Origin of the sequence: Mycobacterium heidelbergense, assembly GCF_010730745.1 — a bacterium.
Lineage (GTDB): Bacteria > Actinomycetota > Actinomycetes > Mycobacteriales > Mycobacteriaceae > Mycobacterium > Mycobacterium heidelbergense.
The window spans coordinates 737480-753753 of the sequence record NZ_AP022615.1; the positions used below are offsets into that span (position 1 = coordinate 737480).

Consider the following 16274-nt stretch of genomic DNA (forward strand, 5'->3'; position numbering starts at 1 on the left):
AGACGTGGGCCTGGAAGAACAGCTGCCCGGTGGCATCCTGCTGTCGACCGTCGAGAAGGTGGCGGGCTACGTCCGCAAGAACTCGCTGTGGCCGGCGACGTTCGGGTTGGCCTGCTGCGCGATCGAGATGATGGCCACCGCGGGCCCCAGGTTCGACATCGCACGGTTCGGCATGGAGCGGTTCTCGGCGACGCCCCGGCAGGCCGACCTGATGATCGTGGCCGGGCGGGTCAGCCAAAAGATGGCCCCGGTGCTGCGGCAGATCTACGACCAGATGGCCGAGCCGAAGTGGGTGCTGTCCATGGGCGTGTGCGCGTCGTCCGGCGGGATGTTCAACAACTACGCGATCGTGCAGGGCGTGGACCACGTCGTTCCGGTGGACATCTACCTGCCCGGCTGCCCGCCGCGCCCGGAGATGCTGCTCTACGCAATCCTCAAGCTGCACGAGAAGATTCAGGAAATGCCGCTGGGCGTCAACCGGGAACACGCCATCGCCGAGGCCGAGCAGGCGGCGCTGGCGGCCCGGCCCACGATCGAGATGCGCGGACTGCTGCGATGAGCTCACCCGACCAGGACCCGCGGGAAGCGATCGCCGGCCCCGACGAAGAGGTGATCGACGTTCGTCGCGGCATGTTCGGGGTCTCCGGCACCGGCGACACCTCCGGATACGGTCGGCTGGTCCGGGAGGTCACGCTGCCGGGCGGCAGCCCCCGCCCCTACGGCGGCTACTTCGACGACATCGCCGACCGGCTGGCCGAGGCGCTGCGGCGCGACGGCGTCGAATTCGACGATGCGATAGAGAAAGTCGTGGTCGACCGCGACGAGCTGACCCTGCACGTCCGACGGGATCTGCTGCCGCGCGTCGCCCAGCGGCTGCGCGACGAACCGGACCTGCGCTTCGAGTTGTGCCTGGGCGTCAGCGGGGTGCACTACCCGCACGAGACCGGGCGGGAACTGCACGCCGTCTACCCGCTGCAGTCGATCACCCACGGCCGCCGCCTGCGGCTGGAAGTGGCCGCCCCGGACGGTGATCCGCACATCCCGTCGCTGTTCGCGATCTACCCGACCAACGACTGGCACGAGCGCGAGACCTATGACTTCTTCGGAATCGTCTTCGACGGCCATCCGTCGCTGACCAGAATCGAGATGCCCGACGACTGGCACGGGCATCCGCAACGCAAGGACTATCCGCTCGGCGGCATCCCGGTCGAATACAAGGGCGCGCAGATACCCCCACCCGACGAGCGCAGGGGCTATAACTGATGACCGAACCCGATACCGTCCTGGTCGCCGGCGGGCAGGACTGGGACCAGATCATCGACGCGGCGCGCAGCGCGGATCCCGGCGAACGCATCGTCGTCAACATGGGCCCCCAGCACCCGTCCACCCACGGGGTGTTGCGGCTGATCCTGGAGATCGAGGGCGAGACCGTCACCGAGGTCAGGTGCGGGATCGGCTACCTGCACACGGGAATCGAGAAGAACCTCGAATACCGTTACTGGACCCAGGGTGTCACCTTCGTAACCCGAATGGATTATCTGTCACCGTTTTTCAACGAGGCCGCCTACTGCCTGGGCGTGGAGAAGCTGCTCGGCATCACCGACGAGATACCGGAGCGGGTCAACGTCATCCGGGTCCTGACGATGGAGCTCAACCGGATCTCGTCGCATCTGGTCGCGCTGGCGACCGGCGGCATGGAACTGGGCGCGATGACCGCGATGTTCATCGGCTTCCGGGCCCGCGAGATCATCCTCAACGTCTTCGAATCGATCACCGGCCTGCGGATGAACCACGCCTACATCCGCCCCGGCGGCGTGGCGCAGGACCTGCCGCCCAACGCGGCCAGCGAGATCGCGAAGGCCCTCAAGCAGCTGCGGCAGCCGCTGCGCGAACTCGGCGAGCTGCTCAACGAGAACGCCATCTGGAAGGCCCGCACCGAGGGCGTCGGCTACCTGGACCTGACCGGGTGCATGGCGCTGGGCATCACCGGCCCGATCCTGCGCTCCACCGGGCTGCCACACGACCTGCGCAAGAGCGAGCCCTACTGCGGCTACGAGAACTACGAATTCGACGTGATCACAGACGACGGTTGTGATGCGTACGGGCGCTACATCATTCGCGTCAAGGAGATGTGGGAGTCGCTGAAGATCGTGGAGCAGTGTCTGGACAAGTTGCGGCCGGGCCCGACGATGATCTCCGACCGCAAGATCGCCTGGCCCGCCGACCTCAAGGTGGGCCCGGACGGCATGGGCAACTCGCCCGAGCACATCGCCAAGATCATGGGCAGCTCGATGGAGGCGCTGATCCACCACTTCAAACTGGTCACCGAGGGCATTCGCGTTCCGCCGGGCCAGGTTTACGTCGCCGTGGAATCGCCCCGCGGCGAGCTCGGCGTGCACATGGTCAGCGACGGCGGCACCCGCCCCTACCGGGTGCACTACCGGGATCCGTCGTTCACCAACCTGCAGTCGGTCGCCGCGATGTGCGAGGGCGGGATGGTCGCGGACCTGATCGCCGCGGTCGCCAGCATCGACCCGGTCATGGGCGGGGTGGATCGATGACGGGCCCGCAGGGTCAGCCGGTCTTCATCCGGCTGGGCCCACCGCCCGACGAGCCCAACGCGTTCGTCGTCGAGGGCGCCCCCCAGTCGTACCCGCCGGAGGTGCGGGGGCGGCTGGAGGTCGACGCCAAGGAGATCATGGGCCGCTACCCCGACAAGCGTTCGGCGCTGCTGCCGCTGCTGCACCTGGTGCAATCCGAGGACTCGTACCTGACCCCGGCGGGCTTGGAGTTCTGCGGCGAGCAGCTGGACCTGACCGGCGCCGAAGTGTCTGCGGTGGCAAGCTTTTACACGATGTATCGCCGCGGGCCCACCGGCGACTACCTGGTCGGTGTCTGCACCAACACGCTGTGCGCCGTCATGGGCGGCGACGCCATCTTCGACTCGCTCAAGGAGCACCTGGGCGTCGGCAACGACGAGACCACCTCCGATGGGTCCATCACGTTGCAGCACATCGAATGCAACGCCGCCTGCGACTACGCGCCGGTGGTGATGGTCAACTGGGAGTTCTTCGACAACCAGACACCGGAATCGGCGCGCGAGCTCGTCGACTCCCTGCGCTCCGGTAAACCCGCGGCGCCCACCCGCGGCGCCCCGCTGTGCGCCTTCCGCGAGACGTCGCGCATCCTGGCCGGCCTCCCCGACGAGCGCCCCGACCAGGGCCAGGGCGGCGCGGGCGCGGCGACGTTGGCCGGCCTGGAAGTGGCGAGGGAACTGGGCATGCAGGCGCCGGCCGGGCCGGAAGGCCAATCATGACCACCGCGCAGGCGACGCCGTTGACACCGGTCATCAGCCGCTTTTGGGACGATCCTGAGTCGTGGACGCTGGAGACCTACCGCCGCCACGACGGGTACAAGGCGATGCAGAAGGCCCTGGCCATGGAGCCCGACGCGGTGATCGGCACCGTCAAGGACTCCGGCCTGCGCGGCCGCGGCGGCGCGGGCTTCTCGACCGGGACGAAGTGGTCGTTCATCCCGCAGGGCGACACCGGCCCGGCCGCCAAGCCGCACTACCTGGTGGTCAACGCCGACGAGTCGGAACCCGGTACGTGCAAAGACATTCCGCTGATGCTCGCGACGCCGCACGTGCTCATCGAGGGCGTCATCATCGCCGCGTACGCGATCCGGGCCAGCCACGCCTTCATCTACGTGCGCGGCGAGGTGCTTCCGGTGTTGCGCCGCCTGCAGAACGCGGTGGCCGAGGCCTACGCCGCCGGTTACCTGGGCCGCGACATCAACGGTTCCGGCTTCGACCTGGAGCTGGTGGTGCACGCCGGCGCCGGCGCCTACATCTGCGGCGAGGAAACCGCGCTGCTCGATTCCCTGGAGGGCCGGCGCGGCCAGCCGCGGCTGCGGCCGCCGTTCCCCGCGGTGGCCGGGCTGTACGGCTGCCCCACGGTGATCAACAACGTCGAGACGATCGCCAGCGTCCCGTCGATCATCCTGGGCGGCGTCGAATGGTTCCGGTCGATGGGCAGCGAGAAATCGCCCGGCTTCACGCTGTATTCGCTGTCCGGGCATGTCACCCGGCCGGGCCAGTACGAGGCGCCGCTCGGGATCACGTTGCGCGAGTTGCTCGCCTACGCCGGCGGCGTGCGCGCCGGGCACCGGCTGAAATTCTGGACCCCCGGCGGGTCGTCGACGCCGCTGCTGACCGACCAGCACCTCGACGTGCCGCTGGACTACGAGGGCGTCGGCGCCGCCGGCTCCATGCTGGGCACCAAGGCGCTGGAGATCTTCGACGAAACCACCTGCGTGGTGCGTGCGGTGCGCCGCTGGACCGAGTTCTACAAGCACGAATCGTGCGGCAAGTGCACGCCCTGCCGGGAGGGCACGTTCTGGCTGGACAAGATCTACGAGCGGCTGGAAACCGGCTCGAAAACCAACCCAGCCACGAGCGAGGACATCGACAAGCTGTTGGACATCTCCGACGCCATCCTGGGAAAGGCGTTCTGCGCGTTGGGCGACGGCGCCGCCAGCCCGGTGATGTCGTCGATCAAGCTCTTCCGCGACGAGTACGTCGCCCACATCGACGGAGGCGGCTGCCCGTTCGACCCCCGAGACTCGATGCTCACGCCCAACGGAGGGGAACGGCGCTCATGACCCAGGCGGCCGACACCGAAAACCGCGTGACCCAGCCGGAGATGGTGACGCTGACCATCGACGACGTCGAAATCAGCGTCCCCAAGGGAACTCTGGTGATCCGCGCGGCCGAGTTGATGGGCATCCAGATCCCTCGGTTCTGCGACCACCCGCTGCTGGACCCGGTCGGCGCGTGCCGCCAGTGCCTGGTCGAGGTCGAGGGGCAACGCAAGCCGATGGCGTCGTGCACCACCGTCGCCACCGACGACATGGTGGTGCGCACCCAGCTCACCTCCGAGGCCGCCGACAAGGCCCAGCACGGCGTCATGGAGCTGCTGCTGATCAACCATCCGCTGGACTGCCCGATGTGCGACAAGGGCGGCGAATGCCCCCTGCAGAACCAGGCAATGTCCAACGGGCACGCGGATTCTCGCTTCACCGACGAAAAGCGCACGTTCGCCAAGCCGATCAACATCTCGTCGCAGGTGCTGCTGGACCGCGAGCGCTGCATCCTGTGCGCCCGCTGCACGCGGTTCTCCGAGCAGATCGCCGGCGACCCGTTCATCGACATGCAGGAGCGCGGCGCGCTGCAGCAGGTCGGCATCTATGCGAACGAGCCGTTCGACTCGTACTTTTCGGGCAACACGGTGCAGATCTGCCCGGTGGGCGCGCTGACCGGGACCGCGTACCGCTTCCGGGCCCGCCCCTTCGACCTGGTGTCCAGCCCGAGCGTGTGCGAGCACTGCGCCTCGGGGTGCGCGCAGCGCACCGACCACCGCCGCGGCAAGGTGCTGCGCCGGCTGGCCGGCGACGACCCGGAAGTCAACGAGGAGTGGAACTGCGACAAGGGCCGGTGGGCGTTCAATTACGCCACCCAGCCCGACGTGCTCACCACTCCCCTGATCCGGGACGCCGACGGCGCGCTGCAGCCGGCGTCGTGGTCAGCGGCGATGGTGGCGGCGGCCCAGGGGCTCGAGGCGGCCCGCGGGCGCGCCGGCGTGCTGGTGGGCGGCCGGGCGACCTGGGAGGACGCCTACGCGTACAGCAAGTTCGCCCGAATCGCGTTGGACACCAACGACGTCGACTTCCGCGCGCGCCCGCACTCGGCCGAGGAGGCCGACTTCCTGGCCGCCCGCGTCGCCGGCCGGCCGATCACCGTCAGCTATTCCGACCTGGAATCGGCGCCGGTGGTGGTGCTGGTCGGGTTCGAGCCGGAAGACGAGTCGCCCATTGTGTTCCTGCGGCTGCGCAAGGCCGCCCGCAAACACGGGGTGCCGGTGTATTCGATCGCGCCGTTCGAGACCCGCTCGCTGACGAAGATGTCCGGCCGGTTGCTGAGGACGGCGCCCGGCGACGAGCCGTCGGCGCTCGACGGGCTGGCCACCGGTGAAATCGGTGACCTGCTAGGCAAACCCGGGGCCGTCATCATGGTCGGGGAACGCCTGGCGACGGCGCCCGGCGGGTTGTCCGCCGCGGCACGGCTCGCCGACGCCACCGGCGCCCGGCTGGCGTGGGTGCCGCGCCGGGCCGGCGAGCGCGGCGCGCTGGAGGCCGGCGCGCTGCCCACCCTGTTGCCCGGTGGCCGTCCGGTCGCCGACGACGCCGCCCGGGCGCAGGTCGCCGAGGCCTGGAACGTCGACGAATTGCCCTCCGCGACAGGGCGCGACGCCGACGGCATCCTCGCCGCGGCCGCCGACGGCTCCCTGGGTGCCCTGCTGGTCGGTGGCGTCGAACCCGGCGACTTCGCCGATCCCGACGCGGTGCTGGCCGCGCTGGACGCGGCCGGCTTCGTCGTCAGCCTGGAGCTGCGGCACAGCGCCGTCACCGAACGCGCCGACGTGGTGTTCCCGGTCGCGCCGACGACCCAGAAGTCCGGCGCGTTCGTCAACTGGGAGGGCCGCTACCGCCCGTTCGCGCCCGCGCTGCATGGCACCACGCAGCTGGCCGGCCAGTCGGACCATCGGGTGCTCGACACGCTGGCCGACGAGATGGGCGTCTACCTCGGCGCGACCACCGTCGAGGAGGCCCGCGAGGAGTTTGCCGGGCTGGGCGCCTGGGACGGCGAACGCGCCGCCTCCCCGCGGGTCGCGGCCCAGGCCCGGACAGGACCGGACAAAGGAAAGGCCGTGCTGGCCGGCTGGCGGCTGCTGCTCGACGAGGGCCGAATGCAGGACGGCGAACCGTATCTGGCCGGAACCGCGCGCAAGCCCGTCGTCCGGCTGTCGGCCGACACCGCCGCCGAAATCGGCGCCGCCGACGGCGATGACGTCACGGTCAGTACGGAGCGCGGGTCGATCGCCCTGCCGCTGGCCATCACGGACATGCCCGACCGGGTGGTGTGGCTCCCGTTGAACTCGCCGGGTTGCGCGGTGCACCGGAAATTGGGCGTGACCATCGGCAGCATCGTCAACATCGAGGTACCCACATGACCCATCCCCGCGAGACCCCTTGCCCCCGCGAGCGTGCGTGTCTGCACGCCGACACGCCGGTATTGACGTACAATTGCACACCCTCGCGCGATGCGGCGGCATCATGACCACCCTGACTGCGTTCGGGCACGACACCTGGTGGCTGGTGCTGGGCAAGGCGCTGGCCATCTTCGTCTTCCTGATGCTGACGGTGCTGGTGGCGATCCTCGCCGAACGCAAGCTGCTGGGCCGGATGCAGCTGCGGCCCGGACCCAACCGGGCGGGCCCGAAGGGCGCCCTGCAGAGCCTGGCCGACGGGATCAAGCTGGCACTCAAGGAGAGCATCACTCCCCGCGGCATCGACCGGTTCGTTTACTTTGCGGCGCCGGTCATTTCGGTGATCCCGGCGTTTACCGCGTTCGCGTTCATCCCGTTCGGCCCGGAGGTGTCGGTGTTCGGCCATCGGACGCAGCTGCAGCTGACCGACCTTCCCGTCGCCGTGCTGTTCATCCTGGGCCTGTCGGCGATCGGGGTCTACGGCATCGTGCTGGGCGGCTGGGCGTCGGGGTCGACCTACCCGCTGCTGGGCGGGGTGCGCTCCACTGCGCAGGTCATCTCCTACGAGGTCGCGATGGGCCTGTCGTTCGCGACCGTGTTCCTCTACGCCGGGTCCATGTCGACGTCGCAGATCGTGGCCGCGCAGGACCGGGTCTGGTACGTGTTCCTACTGCTGCCGTCGTTCGTGATCTACCTCATCTCGATGGTCGGCGAAACCAACAGGGCGCCATTCGATTTGCCCGAGGCCGAGGGTGAGCTGGTCGCGGGGTTCCACACCGAGTACTCGTCGCTGAAGTTCGCGATGTTCATGCTGGCCGAGTACGTCAACATGACGACGGTGTCGGCGCTGGCGGCCACGATGTTCTTCGGCGGCTGGCATGCGCCGTGGCCGCTGAACATGTGGGCGGCGGCCGACACCGGCTGGTGGCCGTTGATCTGGTTCACCGCCAAGGTGTGGACCTTCCTGTTCATCTATTTCTGGCTGCGGGCCACCCTGCCGCGGCTGCGCTACGACCAGTTCATGGCGCTGGGCTGGAAGTTGTTGATCCCGGTCGCGCTGGTGTGGGTGATGATCGCGGCGGTCGTCCGCACGCTGCGCAACCAGGGGTACGCGCATTGGACCCCGGTTCTGGTGATCAGCAGCATCGTCGTGGCCGCGGCGCTGGTGCTGCTGCTGCGAAGGCCGTTCACCGCACCCGGCATCCGGGCGATGGAGCGCCAGCTGCGCCGCGACGCCAAACGGACGGCGGGCCCGGAGGGCACCGCGCCGGCATTCCCGACACCGCCGCTGCCGGGGCCGAAGGTCGATGCCAGCAAGGAGAAAGCGCGTGCCTAAATTTCTCGATGCCGTAGCAGGTTTCGGCGTGACGCTCGGTTCGATGTTCAAAAAGACCGTCACCGAGGAGTATCCGGAGAAGCCGGGCCCGGTGGCGCCGCGCTACCACGGCCGTCATCAACTCAACCGGTACCCGGACGGCCTGGAGAAATGCATCGGCTGCGAGTTGTGCGCCTGGGCCTGCCCGGCCGACGCGATCTACGTCGAGGGCGCCGACAACACCGAGGAGCTGAGGTATTCGCCCGGGGAACGCTACGGCCGGGTGTACCAGATCAACTATCTGCGGTGCATCGGCTGCGGCCTGTGCATCGAGGCCTGCCCCACCCGGGCGCTGACGATGACCAACAACTACGAGATGGCCGACGACAACCGCGCCGACCTGATCTACGAGAAGGACCGGCTGCTCGCGCCGCTGCTGCAAGACATGCTCGCGCCGCCGCACCCCAGGGCGCCGGGCGCCACCGATAAGGACTACTACCAGGGCAACGTGACCGCGGACGGGTTGCGGGAATCCGAGCATGCCGGAGACGCGAGGTGAACGCCACGCTGGCCTCAAACCTGGCCTCGGAGACCATCGTTCGCACCTCCACCGGGGAGGCCGTGACGTTCTGGGTGCTCGGGGCGCTGGCGCTGGTCGGCGCGCTCGGGGTGGTGCTGGCGGTCAACGCGGTGTACTCGGCGATGTTCCTGGCGATGACGATGATCATCCTGGCCGTGTTCTACATGATCCAGGACGCGCTGTTTCTGGGCGTCGTTCAAGTCGTGGTCTACACCGGCGCGGTGATGATGCTGTTCCTGTTCGTGCTGATGCTGATCGGCGTGGACTCCGCGGAATCGCTGAAGGAGACGCTGCGCGGGCAGCGGGTCGCGGCGGTGGTCACCGGCATCGGGTTCGGCATCCTGCTGCTGGCCGGCACCGGCAACGTGGCGACCGGGGGTTTTGTCGGGCTCACCACCGCCAACGCGGACGGCAACGTGGAAGGCCTGGCGGCGCTGATCTTTTCGCGTTACCTGTGGGCGTTCGAGTTGACCAGCGCGTTGCTGATCACCGCGGCGGTCGGCGCGATGGTGCTGGCGCACCGGGAGCGTTTCGAGCGCCGCAAGACGCAGCGGGAACTCTCCGAGGAACGCTTCCGGCCCGGCGGGCACGCCACCCCGCTGCCCAGCCCGGGCGTCTACGCGCGGCACAACGCGGTCGACGTGGCCGCGCTGCTGCCCGACGGCTCCTACTCGGAGCTGTCGGTCTCGGCGATACTGCGGACCCGCGGCGCGGACGGTCTGGAAACGCCCCCCGCGGAAGCCCTCAAGGGAGGTGCGTCATGAATCCGGCTAACTACCTTTACCTTTCGGCGCTGCTGTTCACCATCGGGGCCGCGGGCGTGCTGTTGCGCCGCAACGCCATCGTGATGTTCATGTGCGTCGAGCTGATGCTCAACGCCGTCAACCTGGCCTTCGTCACGTTCGCGCGGATGCACGGCCATCTGGACGGACAGATGATCGCGTTCTTCACCATGGTGGTGGCCGCCTGCGAGGTCGTCATCGGCCTGGCCATCATCATGACGATTTTCCGTGCCCGCAAATCGGCGTCGGTCGACGACGCGAATCTACTCAAAGGCTGAAGAACGCCACCATGACTCACTACACGTGGCTGCTCGTGGCACTGCCGCTGGCGGGCGCCGTCGTCCTGCTCTTCGGCGGCAGGCGCACCGACGCGTGGGGGCACCTGCTGGGCTGCGCCACCGCCCTCGCGGCGTTCGGGGTGGGGGCGACGCTGCTCGCCGACATGCTCGGCCGGGGCGAGGCCGACCGCGCCATCCACCAGAAGCTGTTCACCTGGATCCCCGTCGGCGGGCTCCAGGTCGACCTCGGGCTGCAGATCGACCAGCTGTCCATGTGTTTCGTGCTGCTGATCACCGGCGTCGGGTCGCTGATCCATATCTATTCGATCGGCTACATGGCCGACGACCCCGATCGCCGCCGGTTTTTCGGCTACCTCAACCTGTTTTTGGCGTCGATGCTGCTGCTGGTGGTCGCCGACAACTACGTGGTGCTCTACGTCGGCTGGGAAGGCGTCGGCCTGGCCTCCTACCTGCTGATCGGCTTCTGGTATCACAAGCCGTCGGCGGCCACGGCGGCCAAGAAGGCGTTCGTGATGAACCGGGTCGGCGACGCCGGGCTGGCCCTGGGCATGTTCCTGATGTTCAGCACCTTCGGAACCCTTTCTTACGCGGGCGTATTCGCCGGGGCGCCGTCGGCGTCGCGTGGTGCGTTGACCGCGATGGGGTTGCTGTTGCTGCTGGGCGCGTGCGCCAAGTCCGCGCAGGTCCCGCTGCAGGCCTGGCTGGGTGACGCGATGGAGGGCCCCACCCCGGTGTCCGCGCTGATCCACGCCGCCACCATGGTGACCGCCGGCGTGTACCTGATCGTGCGGTCCAACCCGCTGTACAACCTGGCGCCCGGCGCGCAGCTGGCCGTGGTCATCGTCGGCGCCGTCACCCTGCTGCTCGGGGCGTTCATCGGCTGCGCCAAGGACGACATCAAGCGCGCGCTGGCGGCGTCGACGATGAGCCAGATCGGCTACATGGTGCTGGCCGCCGGCCTGGGCCCGGCCGGCTACGCGTTCGCGATCATGCACCTGCTCACCCACGGCTTCTTCAAGGCCGGCCTGTTCCTCGGCTCCGGCGCGGTGATCCACGCCATGCACGAGGAGCAGGACATGCGCCGCTACGGCGGCCTGCGCGCCGCCCTGCCGGTCACCTTCGCCACGTTCGGACTGGGATACCTGGCGATCATCGGCGTGCCGCCGTTCGCGGGCTTCTTCTCCAAGGACGCCATCATCGAGGCGGCGCTGGGCGCCGGCGGCGTCCGGGGCTACGCGCTGGGCGGGGCCGCGCTGCTGGGCGCCGGCGTCACCGCGTTCTACATGACGCGGGTCATGCTGATGACGTTCTTCGGCGAAAAGCGTTGGGCGCCGGGCAGTCATCCGCACGAGGCGCCGGCCGTGATGGCGTGGCCGATGATCCTGCTCGCCGTCGGCTCGGTGTTCTCCGGCGGCCTGTTCGCCATCGGCGGCACCCTGCCGCGCTGGCTCGAACCGGTCGTCGGGGCCCACGAGGAGGTGACCCACGCGGTCCCCGGCTGGGTCAACACCACCCTGGCGCTGGGGGTCGTCGCCGTCGGCATCGCGGTGGCCTACCGGATGTACGGCGGCAGGGCGGAGATCCCCAGGGTGGCCCCGCTCGCGGTCTCGCCGCTCACGACGGCCGCGCGCAACGACCTGTACGGCGATGCCTTCAACGAGGAGGTGTTCATGCGCCCCGGCGCGCAACTGACCCAGGCGCTGGTCGAAGTCGACGACGCGGGGGTCGACGGTTCGGTCAACGCGCTGGCGGCACTGGTAAGCCGCACGTCGAATCGCCTGCGGGGACTGCAAACCGGCTTCGCCCGCAACTACGCCTTGTCCATGCTGGCCGGCGCGGTCCTGGTCGCCGCCCTGATCCTGGCGGTGCGCGCATGGTGAACGGAACTTTCCTCAACGACGTTCCCTGGTGCAGCGTGCTGTGGCTCGTGCCGCTGGCGGGCTCCGTGCTGATCATCCTGATGCCCCCGGGTCTGCGTCAACTCGCCAAGTGGACCGGCCTGGTCTTCGGCGCGCTGACGCTGGCGGTGGCGATCGTCATCACCGTGGGCTTCAAAACCGGCACGGCCGGCTACCAATTCGTCGAAAGCCACCGATGGATACCGGCGTTGGGGGCGGGCTACTCCCTGGGCGTGGACGGCATCGCGGTGGTGCTGGTGCTGCTGACCGCGGTGCTGATTCCGCTGCTGCAGGTGGCCGGCTGGAACGATGGTGGCGAGCGCAGCGCCCGCGGCGTGCACGCCTACGTCGCCCTGACGTTGGCCATCGAGTCGATGGTGCTGATCTCGCTGGTCGCGCTGGACGTGCTGCTGTTCTACGTGTTCTTCGAGGCCATGCTCATCCCGATGTACTTCCTGATCGGCGGCTTCGGTCACGGTCCCGGCAAGTCGCGCGCGGCGGTGAAGTTCTTGCTGTACAACCTGTTCGGCGGTTTGATCATGCTGGCGGCGGTGATCGGGCTGTATGTGGTGACCGCGCAACACGGTTCGGGCACGTTCGACTTCCGTGACATCGTCGCCGGCGTCGCCTCCGGCCGGTACGGCGCGGACCCCGCGGTGTTCAAGGCGCTGTTCCTGGGCTTCATGTTCGCCTTCGCGATCAAGGCGCCGCTGTGGCCTTTCCACCGCTGGCTGCCCGACGCCGCGGTGGAGGCCACGCCGGCGACCGCGGTGTTGATGATGGCGGTGATGGACAAGGTCGGCACCTTCGGCATGCTGCGCTACTGCCTGCAGCTGTTTCCCAGCGCCTCAACGTATTTCCGCCCGCTGATCGTCGTGTTGGCCGTCATCGGGGTGGTCTACGGCGCGATCGTGGCGATCGGCCAGGCCGACATCATGCGCCTGATCGCCTACACCTCGATCTCCCACTTCGGGTTCATCATCCTGGGCATCTTCGTGATGACCAGCCAGGGACAGAGCGGTTCGACGCTGTACATGCTCAACCACGGCCTGTCCACCGCGGCGGTGTTCCTCATCGCGGGCTTCCTGATCTCGCGGCGCGGCAGCCGGGCGATCGCCGACTACGGCGGCGTGCAGAAGGTGGCGCCCGTCCTGGCGGGCACGTTCCTCGTCTCGGCCATGGCCACCCTGTCGCTGCCCGGCCTGGCGCCGTTCATCAGCGAATTCCTGGTCCTGCTGGGAACTTTCAACAGGTACTGGCTGGCGGCGGCGTTCGGCGTCACGGCGCTGGTCCTGTCGGCGATCTACATGTTGTGGCTCTACCAGCGGGTGATGACCGGGCCGGTGGCCGACGGCAACGAGCGCATCGGCGACCTGCGGGCCCGCGAATTGCTCGTCGTCGCACCGTTGATCGCGCTGCTGATCGGGCTCGGGGTCTATCCCAAGCCAGTACTGGACCTGATCAATCCGGCCGTCGAGACCACCATGACCACCATCGGCCAGCACGACCCCGCGCCGAGCGTGACGCGTTCGGTTTCGGGTGGCGCCCCCGCACCAGCCGAAGGACCGCACCGATGACCCTGCCCACCCCCAGCGTCGAGTACTTCCTGCTGTGCCCGATGCTCATCGTCTTCTCGGTCGCGGTGGCCGGCGTGCTCGCCGAGGCGTTTCTGCCCAGGCGGATTCGCTACGGCAGCCAGGTGACGCTCGCCCTCGGCGGCCTGGTCGCGGCATTCGTGGCGGTCATCGTGGTGGCCCGTTCGCTCGAGGCGTCCGGCCGCAGTGCGGTGCTGGGCGCGGTGGCCATCGACCGGCCGACGCTGTTTCTGCAGGGCACCGTGCTGTTGGTCGCGGTGCTGGCGGTCATCTTCATCGCCGAACGGACGCAAGCCAGGACGGAAGGCAAGGTTGCCGTCTCGGCCGGACCCGCCGGCCTGGATTCCTTCACCCCGCAGGCGTCCGCGGTTCCCGGCAGTGACGCCGAGCGCGAGGCGGAACGGGCCGGCGCCGCGCAGACGGAACTCTTCCCGCTGCTGATGCTGTCCGTCGGCGGCATGATGGTGTTTCCCGCGTCCAACGACCTGTTGACGATGTTCGTTGCGCTGGAAGTCCTTTCGCTGCCCCTGTACCTGATGTGCGGGCTGGCCCGTCATCGCCGCCTGCTGTCGCAGGAAGCGGCGATGAAGTACTTCCTGCTGGGCGCGTTCTCGTCGGCGTTCTTCCTCTACGGCGTAGCGCTGCTCTACGGCGCGACCGGCACGCTCCTTCTGCCCGGGATCCGTGGTGCGCTCGCGGCCCACGGCGACAGCTCGATGGCGTTGATCGGCGTCGCGTTGCTGTCGGTGGGCCTGCTGTTCAAGGTGGGCGCGGTTCCCTTTCATTCGTGGATTCCCGACGTCTACCAGGGCGCGCCGACCCCGATCACCGGGTTCATGGCGGCGGCCACCAAGGTGGCGGCGTTCGGCGCGCTGCTGCGGGTGGTCTACGTCGCGCTGCCGCCGCTGCACGACCAGTGGCGTCCGGTGCTGTGGGCGATCTCGATCCTGACCATGGCGGTGGGCACCATCACCGCGGTGAACCAGACCGACGTCAAGCGGATGTTGGCCTATTCGTCGGTCGCGCACGTGGGTTTCATCCTCACCGGCGTGATCGCCGACAATTCGGCGGGCCTGTCGGCGACGTTGTTCTATCTGGTCGCCTACAGCTTCAGCACCGTCGGGGCGTTCGCCATCGTGGGCCTGATCCGCAACGCCGACGGCTCGGAAGACGCCACCCTGGCGCACTGGGCGGGGCTGGGTCAGCGCTCACCCATTGTGGGCGTGATGTTTTCGATGTTCCTGTTGGCCTTCGCCGGCATCCCGCTAACCAGCGGGTTCGTCAGCAAGCTGGCGGTGTTCAAGGCCGCGGCCCAGGGCGGCGCCGCGCCGCTGGTCATCATCGGTGTGATCGCCAGCGGTGTCGCCGCGTACTTCTACGTGCGCGTCATCGTGTCGATGTTCTTCACCGAGGCCACCGACGACACCCCGCAGGTGGTGGCGCCCGGCTTCTTGGCCAAGGCCGCGATCGCGGTATGTGCTGCCGTCACAGTGGTTTTGGGTATCTTCCCGCAGCCGCTGCTCGACCTGGCCGATCGCGCGGCCCAGCTGCTGCACTGAGCGGCGGCGTCCGGCTACGCGCCCGTGAAGAAGCCGACCAGGTCGGCGCCGGCGGCGAGGCTCTGGTCGACAGCGCCCAGGAGGCCGCCGATCTGGCCGCCGTTGAACACCTGCTGCGCGGTACCGGTCAGCAGGCCCGAAGTGAAGTCCGGCCCGGGCAGCGCGCCGGTGACACCGTTGACGGTTTGTTGGGCGGTGCCCCACAGCAGGTTGCCGACGTTGAAGCTGCGGTTGACGAAACCGTTCAGCGCGCTGTCGGTGCCGAAAATGCTTTGCTCCCACGCCACCTCGTTGTTCACCAGCGAGTGATTGAAGGTGAGTTCGCTGTTGACCAGGTTGGCGTTGAAGTTGATCTGTCCCGCCTCGAGTTGCTGCAGGAAATTGCCGACCGGGTTGCTCGTGGCCGCGCCGGCCAGCTGACCCGGCAGGCTCTGCAGCGCCGCCGGCAGCGACGTCAACTGGGTGGCCGCCGCCGAAACCCCGCCGTGATAGCCCACCATCGCGGCCACGTCGGCGGCCCACATCTGCTCGTAGTTGGACTCGACCGCCGCGATCGCGGGGGCGTTCTGCCCGAACAGGTTTGACACCACCAGCTGCACGAGATCGGAGCGATTGGCCGCCACCGCCGCCGGATGCACCGTCGCCGCGAACGCCGACTCGAACGCGCTGACCACCGCCTTGGCCTGCGCGGCCGCCCCCGACGCCCGCGTCGCCGCCGCGCTCAGCCACCCCGAATACGGCGCGGCCGCCGCGACCATCGCCGCGGACGCCGGACCCTGCCAGGCCTGGCCCGCCAACCCCGACGTCACCGACGAAAACGACTCCGCCGCGGAACTCAATTCCGCGGCCAGCCCGTCCCAGGCCGCCGCGGCCGAAAGCATCGGCGCCGAACCGGCACCCGAGAACATCAACAGCGAGTTAATCTCTGGCGGAAGCGTCAAGAAACTCATCAGCGTGCCCTTTCCCCGAGTCGCGACGCGACATTCATCCCCCGGCCGCACGCCTGCGCCGACACCGTCAAGCGCTGCGCGTCATCGGCCCGTCGCAACAGACTCTATGAAGAATGCCCGATGAAAACGGCGGTTTTCGCGAACTCCTATGAAACTCAAGCCGATCCGGCTCGATATCGAGACGGAGGCC

At 68.5% G+C, this 16274-nt stretch carries 13 protein-coding genes and 1 pseudogene; 13 read left to right on the plus strand and 1 reads right to left on the minus strand.

Features of this window, described 5'->3' with window-relative positions:
- Nucleotides 1–4: 4 nt before the first annotated feature.
- From G6N25_RS03530 to nuoN, 13 genes are all read left to right on the plus strand, one after another.
- Nucleotides 5–559, plus strand: a complete 555-nt coding sequence (locus tag G6N25_RS03530) for a NuoB/complex I 20 kDa subunit family protein (protein WP_071511040.1) — start codon at nucleotides 5–7, stop codon at nucleotides 557–559.
- Nucleotides 556–1263, plus strand: a complete 708-nt coding sequence (locus tag G6N25_RS03535) for an NADH-quinone oxidoreductase subunit C (RefSeq protein WP_083073880.1) — start codon at nucleotides 556–558, stop codon at nucleotides 1261–1263. The genes G6N25_RS03530 and G6N25_RS03535 overlap by 4 nt, the downstream gene beginning before the upstream one ends.
- Entirely contained in the window at nucleotides 1263–2561 is a 1299-nt protein-coding gene (gene nuoD, locus G6N25_RS03540) for an NADH dehydrogenase (quinone) subunit D (RefSeq protein WP_083073879.1), read from the plus strand. Before G6N25_RS03535 ends, nuoD begins: the two co-directional genes overlap by 1 nt.
- The gene (gene nuoE, locus G6N25_RS03545) at nucleotides 2558–3316 is read left to right on the plus strand and encodes an NADH-quinone oxidoreductase subunit NuoE (RefSeq protein WP_083073878.1); all 759 of its coding nucleotides are present in this window, start codon (nucleotides 2558–2560) and stop codon (nucleotides 3314–3316) included. Before nuoD ends, nuoE begins: the two co-directional genes overlap by 4 nt.
- Nucleotides 3313–4662, plus strand: a complete 1350-nt coding sequence (gene nuoF, locus G6N25_RS03550) for an NADH-quinone oxidoreductase subunit NuoF (RefSeq protein WP_083073877.1) — start codon at nucleotides 3313–3315, stop codon at nucleotides 4660–4662. The genes nuoE and nuoF overlap by 4 nt, the downstream gene beginning before the upstream one ends.
- A complete protein-coding gene (locus tag G6N25_RS03555) occupies nucleotides 4659–7070 on the plus strand; it encodes an NADH-quinone oxidoreductase subunit G (protein WP_083073876.1) in 2412 nt (803 codons plus the stop codon). The genes nuoF and G6N25_RS03555 overlap by 4 nt, the downstream gene beginning before the upstream one ends.
- 112 nt (nucleotides 7071–7182) lie before the next feature.
- Entirely contained in the window at nucleotides 7183–8442 is a 1260-nt protein-coding gene (nuoH, locus tag G6N25_RS03560; RefSeq protein WP_142272614.1) for an NADH-quinone oxidoreductase subunit NuoH, read from the plus strand.
- A complete protein-coding gene (gene nuoI, locus G6N25_RS03565; protein ID WP_232065693.1) occupies nucleotides 8414–8980 on the plus strand; it encodes an NADH-quinone oxidoreductase subunit NuoI in 567 nt (188 codons plus the stop codon). The genes nuoH and nuoI overlap by 29 nt, the downstream gene beginning before the upstream one ends.
- 8 nt (nucleotides 8981–8988) lie before the next feature.
- Nucleotides 8989–9765 (plus strand): NADH-quinone oxidoreductase subunit J, encoded by a 777-nt coding sequence (locus G6N25_RS03570; protein ID WP_142272613.1) that lies wholly within the window; start codon nucleotides 8989–8991, stop codon nucleotides 9763–9765.
- Nucleotides 9762–10061, plus strand: coding sequence for an NADH-quinone oxidoreductase subunit NuoK (nuoK, locus tag G6N25_RS03575; protein WP_008259456.1), 300 nt, complete (start codon nucleotides 9762–9764; stop codon nucleotides 10059–10061). Before G6N25_RS03570 ends, nuoK begins: the two co-directional genes overlap by 4 nt.
- A gap of 11 nt (nucleotides 10062–10072) precedes the next feature.
- Complete coding sequence (nuoL, locus tag G6N25_RS03580; RefSeq protein ID WP_083073874.1) at nucleotides 10073–11962, plus strand: NADH-quinone oxidoreductase subunit L; 1890 nt, start codon at nucleotides 10073–10075, stop codon at nucleotides 11960–11962.
- The gene (locus tag G6N25_RS03585; protein ID WP_083073873.1) at nucleotides 11956–13557 is read left to right on the plus strand and encodes an NADH-quinone oxidoreductase subunit M; all 1602 of its coding nucleotides are present in this window, start codon (nucleotides 11956–11958) and stop codon (nucleotides 13555–13557) included. Before nuoL ends, G6N25_RS03585 begins: the two co-directional genes overlap by 7 nt.
- Nucleotides 13554–15134 (plus strand): NADH-quinone oxidoreductase subunit NuoN, encoded by a 1581-nt coding sequence (gene nuoN / locus G6N25_RS03590; protein WP_083073872.1) that lies wholly within the window; start codon nucleotides 13554–13556, stop codon nucleotides 15132–15134. The genes G6N25_RS03585 and nuoN overlap by 4 nt, the downstream gene beginning before the upstream one ends.
- A 422-nt stretch (nucleotides 15135–15556) precedes the next feature.
- On the opposite strand, the pseudogene G6N25_RS23690 reads toward nuoN, so the two are convergent.
- Nucleotides 15557–16084: pseudogene (locus G6N25_RS23690) on the minus strand (PPE family protein); the annotation flags it as partial.
- Nucleotides 16085–16274: the final 190 nt, after the last annotated feature.

Bases quoted from the DNA above. Each gene is read 5' to 3' on its own strand.
- G6N25_RS03535 (WP_083073880.1), top strand. From the start codon at position 556: ATGAGCTCACCCGACCAGGACCCGCGGGAAGCGATCGCCGGCCCCGAC.
- nuoD (WP_083073879.1), top strand. From the start codon at position 1,263: ATGACCGAACCCGATACCGTCCTGGTCGCCGGCGGGCAGGACTGGGAC.
- nuoE (WP_083073878.1), top strand. From the start codon at position 2,558: ATGACGGGCCCGCAGGGTCAGCCGGTCTTCATCCGGCTGGGCCCACCG.
- nuoF (WP_083073877.1), top strand. From the start codon at position 3,313: ATGACCACCGCGCAGGCGACGCCGTTGACACCGGTCATCAGCCGCTTT.
- G6N25_RS03555 (WP_083073876.1), top strand. From the start codon at position 4,659: ATGACCCAGGCGGCCGACACCGAAAACCGCGTGACCCAGCCGGAGATG.
- nuoI (WP_232065693.1), top strand. From the start codon at position 8,414: ATGCCAGCAAGGAGAAAGCGCGTGCCTAAATTTCTCGATGCCGTAGCA.
- nuoK (WP_008259456.1), top strand. From the start codon at position 9,762: ATGAATCCGGCTAACTACCTTTACCTTTCGGCGCTGCTGTTCACCATC.
- nuoL (WP_083073874.1), top strand. From the start codon at position 10,073: ATGACTCACTACACGTGGCTGCTCGTGGCACTGCCGCTGGCGGGCGCC.
- G6N25_RS03585 (WP_083073873.1), top strand. From the start codon at position 11,956: ATGGTGAACGGAACTTTCCTCAACGACGTTCCCTGGTGCAGCGTGCTG.
- nuoN (WP_083073872.1), top strand. From the start codon at position 13,554: ATGACCCTGCCCACCCCCAGCGTCGAGTACTTCCTGCTGTGCCCGATG.